Annotated in this window: 4 protein-coding genes and 1 pseudogene; all 5 read right to left on the reverse strand. The window is 40.3% G+C overall.

The window, feature by feature from the left end; all coding sequences use genetic code 11:
• Window positions 1–116: 116 nt before the first annotated feature.
• Window positions 117–1,427: a hypothetical protein gene (locus DW917_RS16265; RefSeq protein WP_147344239.1), complete on the reverse strand. Its 1,311-nt coding sequence runs from the start codon at window positions 1,425–1,427 to the stop codon at window positions 117–119.
• A 14-nt stretch (window positions 1,428–1,441) separates the two neighbouring features.
• Entirely contained in the window at window positions 1,442–2,284 is an 843-nt protein-coding gene (locus DW917_RS16270; protein ID WP_158570228.1) for a fimbrillin family protein, read from the reverse strand.
• A gap of 138 nt (window positions 2,285–2,422) precedes the next feature.
• The gene (locus tag DW917_RS16275; protein WP_118120421.1) at window positions 2,423–3,364 is read right to left on the reverse strand and encodes a fimbrillin family protein; all 942 of its coding nucleotides are present in this window, start codon (window positions 3,362–3,364) and stop codon (window positions 2,423–2,425) included.
• A 22-nt stretch (window positions 3,365–3,386) separates the two neighbouring features.
• Window positions 3,387–4,280: a fimbrillin family protein gene (locus DW917_RS16280; protein WP_118120423.1), complete on the reverse strand. Its 894-nt coding sequence runs from the start codon at window positions 4,278–4,280 to the stop codon at window positions 3,387–3,389.
• Window positions 4,281–4,308: 28 nt separating this feature from the next.
• A pseudogene (locus DW917_RS16285) lies at window positions 4,309–4,766 on the reverse strand (hypothetical protein); the annotation flags it as partial.

Genomic DNA, 4,766 nt, shown 5'->3' on the forward strand with positions numbered 1-4,766 from the left:
ACCAATTCGTTTAAACTTGTTTCCAGGTGCAAAGGTAAAAGTGAAGTGCGGGTGAATATATGTTGCTGAGCAACTTATACTCCTTGCCCAGCTTAGGAGTTAAATAATCTACTTTATTATTCAAATTTATATCTACACGTTATGGACTTAAATTCATACCCAAGGAATTTTTTGCTGACATGTTCATTACTAAGATCATAATCTGTAATAATATCAGCAGTCCAACAATACCTACCTTCGGCTTCGCCATCATTCATAACTTTCTGGTCTTTTGACAAAACCAAATCGATGAACCGGGTTTCACAATCATCAAAGATACCATTATTTCTGACATTACCATATACTTTTGTAAGATTGCCTAAAACTACTTTTTGAAGCCATGAGCAATATAAAAAAGCATTTTCCCCGATTTCTGTAACATCTGGGAGGGCTATGGATTTCAGCATGTCAAAATGCATAAATCCTCTTGAAGGAATCTTCTTACATCCTATCAAAGTAAGGTTTATACTCCCATCCCTTGCATCTCCTTCTAGAAGTCCGATATGTATTGCTTCCAATGTTTCTTCATCCACATCGGGAGCAAGAATGAGATTGATGTAAGTCTTGCCCGCATCCAATTCCTTCTTGACGTCTTCCACAATTTGATCGTAAGTGATACCTTCGTCAGTCAGCGAAACAACAGTAGCATCCAGTGCATAACTCTTAGCATTTACTGTTGCTTGCAAGAATGTATGAGATGCCAAAGGAGCTTCTTCATATTTCACAGTGAATTGGGAATTTGTTACAAAATTACCATATAAATAGGCATTGCCCTTTTCATCAGATGTAAGGGCATAATTTTGATCCCATTTCATATCGCTGCTGCCCGCAGGAGTGTATTTATTGATGCTAACTGTTATTGGCTTATTTGGCATAGTTGCAATGCGGAGGCGTGAATAGTTGCGTGTTGCCTCGGCAAAAGAAACGGTTATAGTCTCACCATTACCAGTGATTTTAGCTTTTCCCTCGATATATTCATCCGTTCCTGCTACCTTACCTTTTTTCAACATTAATGAGGTGTTAGACCATTTATAATTAGGGGCGTAATATACATGGGATATATATGCAGGGTCTCCTTCCAGATAAACCAATTCACCACTTGTCAATTCCCAACTCTTGCCATTATATGTAAAGGTTGCATTATGTCTTCCATAAGAGGTATTGTCTATCTCCAGAAGCAACTCATCTCCTTCAGCCCATGAAGTCTTGCCTTCATCAGGTGTACCTATAGCACGAGTCTGTGAATCTCCGAATGCCGGAAATTCACCAACAACCAACTGTACGTTGTTTTTGCCCGTTGTTGCGGTTGTTTCTTCTATATCACTTGTGCATGACGCCATTACTATAGTAACGACTGCCAGTATGATGTATTGAAATATCTTTTTCATATTCTTTCCTCCAATTATTTGAGATCATCTTCATTTGTCCAACCAGTCATATTATCTATGCTGATTCTGGTCAGTTCCACTTTGTCTTTTCCTACATCGAGTTTGTAGGTGTAGCGATGGCCCTCTTGAAACTCCGTATTTGACCTCATTTTTGCATGGAAGTTTTGGTCGCCAATCTTGAATTTCACGAAAATCTCGCCAGTTTTGTATGAACCAGGGATAACGATTGCAGAAAACATACCATCGTCATGCTTACAGGCTTGTACCCAATCAGGATTACCTGAAGGTGTATTCATTACAAATTTTCCCTGGTCTTGGTCTCTAAAAAATCTAACACTGTTGTGTTTAGAATACACTTGTGGTTCACTAATATCCTTATTGGGATAATCCGCAGTACCAACATGATATACTATCGTGACCAGCGACATGCGATGCTTCATAGGAATGTCTACATAATCTTTAGGGACATCGTACCAATAGCCGTTTATTAAATCTGCAGCTTTCAACTTGGTCTCATCACTTTGGTCTATATGCAAATTATAGATAAAAGGATTGGTTATATCATAAGGATACCAAGCAATCAATTCGCATCTTCCCACTTTTTCCCAGCGAAGTCTTCTGATAGGTTCCCAACGGTATAACCCATTTTCTTCCACATATTTATATTCACCAGTTCTAGTATCTTCATCACCGAAAATTTGCAGTACACTTATTAGGTCCTCATTCTCCCAATTGTTACCGTGTCCCAATGTATTGACACGAGTCTGCATACCTCCAACAGAGAAAGTGGCATTGATTTCCTGCCCTTTCAGCGTAGGAGCCATATCTTCATTTTGCGTACATGCTGTAAAGCCCATAGCCATAAGGCCCATTACCGCATAGGAAATTCTTTGTTTTATCGTCTTCATAATCTTCAGCTTTTTATTGTTAGTGAGTTAGTGAGCGGCCAAGCTCACTAACCCTGTATTCCCTATTTTCAGTACCTTAATTTATCATTACAAATCTATATCTGCGTTTAAATCACTTGAATCACCATTTCCCCAAGGAACTATATTAGCATTTTCTATAGTAATCCCAGTATTTTTAACAGTTATGTTGTATGTATATTTTTTGCCACCTTCAAATTGTCCATTGGTGGATGGTGTTATAGGGGTTGTGTATTTTACTTCGCTATCATTCAACAACAAGTAAATCTCTATATCCATCTTATTGCTTTCAAGGCTTTGCGGCAACATGATATAAGCAAAACTTTCTTCGCTTTCAAAAGGTACATCATTAAAAACACGAGTAAGAGTAGCTCTGTCACCAGCAGTTTCAACCGAACCTGTTCTTGTGTCAAATTTACCGCTTGTAAATATTCCTTTCAACTCTAAGCGATTGAATTTATAATTGTTATATTTGACACCCTGCCCTGGCTTAATTTTGAATTCAACCAAACTCATACAATGCTTAAAGCGATGTTCTGCATCTGTAAAATTCACAGTTGGAGATGCTTTACTTGCAGTAGCCCCTGAGGCAAAAAGTACATCAGCCTTACAAGGTTGGTTTGCTTCTACCTCAGCTATATTCCAATTCATTTTACCATCAGTTAAGAATTCGCTATAAGGATAGTATGCACTAAATGTTGTCTCTTTGTTGTCCTTGAAATAGATGATGTTGTCATTGTCAGCAGCTTCAAAAGTACCATCCCCATTTGTTGTTACATACTTTTTGTTGTCTCCTGTTGTATTGCCTGTTGATGTGACATTTACGCCAATGGCATCGCCTGCTGTCCAGCTGTTGTTGTCTGCAGTTCCACGGGTTTTGATATTGTTGGAAATATCCGCCTGTACGGTAGCAGCAACAGGACCATTGTTGCCGATACCGTCTTCTTCGTTAGCGCAAGCTGCAAACAGCAATGCTGCGGCAGCAATGTATAAGAATCTAAATTTCTTCATATATCTTGTTATTTAAGAGTTGTTATTGTGCTATATGTTCATTATTGTCTCCTGCCTCTGTCCAAGACTTAATGGTTCCAGAAATATCTACGGCAGAACGACTCAATTTTACTACTGTATAGTGGTATCTTTTGCCACCCTCAAGTTTTACAGGCATTGTCCATACAAAAGGAGCGTCGTAACCATTCTTGAGGTCAAACTCTATCACTCGGCTTGCTTCTTCTGTAGGGAGCAGGATTGCCTCATACAGCTTGCCAGCTTGGGTAGTTTGCATCTCAATGTCCGCAGGAGTTTCTTCACCAGAGATAGTTCCATCCACAAGATTGAAAGTGGCTTTGGTATTCTGGCCTTTCACTGTCACAGTCATTTTCTTAAGGTCTTCTTGCGTGAGACCGTTACCTGGTTGAACATCCAAAATAAGATTGCTTAACTTATGGAAGAACTTCAAGTCAACCTGTGGCGTAGCTTTGTTGCAGCCTTCTGTCTTGGCATACATGAAGTCGATAGTTTCTTGTTTCGTTTGGTCTGTTACATCAAGTGCAACCTTGTAGTCATTGACAGTGGTCTGTGGATAGTAAGAATAGAAGTCCACATCTCCATCTATCGGGAAGAAAATAGTCTTACCACCAGAAACAGGTGAAAAGGCTATACTTCCATTTGACTGATAGCAAACATTGTCAACACCCTCTTTGATTACATCCGCAGAGAGTGTCTTGCCAGCTTCTGTCATGAAGATACCAATCTTGTCACCATCAGCCCAAGCTACACCAGCAGCACGGGTGTTTACGCTAATACCACCAGTAAACTGCACGGCTACCTTATCGTTCTGGGTAGAAGGTGCGGTGTCTTCTGTACTGCATGAAACCATTGCACCTGCCAAGAGTGCAAGGGCGAAAAACTTCGTCATCTTTTTCATTTTATCAATATTTTAAATGTTATTATTATTATTTGATTTCTACTTCATTGTTGAGGTTCGTCCAACCGTTGATGGTAGCTTCCAGATTCATCTTTGGCTGCATTTGGTTGTAGTTGAGTCGCAACTCATACTTTCCTCCAACCTTCATCGCAGGAGCGGTGATGTCATACTCTTGCAAGGTCTCGTTAGGAAGCAAGAGGCGGAGATAAACATGAGAGGCGGGGCTTCCCTGTATGGTCGGCATCAGCCGGATGACTTCTGATTGCAAAGTTGACTCAGTAGCCAAGATAGTAGGCATTTCCACTTCCGTTGGCTCTATGCTCGGCAAACCGTAGTCTCCATCACTGTTCTTCAGTGTAGGGAACAGACACCAGGCTGCATCTAATGCCTTACCACTCATCTCTGTGCCTTTCGGCACATTCTCAATGATGACGGTCAGTTCCGGAAGCACGCTCTTCATAGGGTTTTGCACCACATAGCTGCCTT

Source organism: Prevotella sp. AM42-24, from assembly GCF_003461825.1.
Classification (GTDB): domain Bacteria; phylum Bacteroidota; class Bacteroidia; order Bacteroidales; family Bacteroidaceae; genus Prevotella; species Prevotella hominis.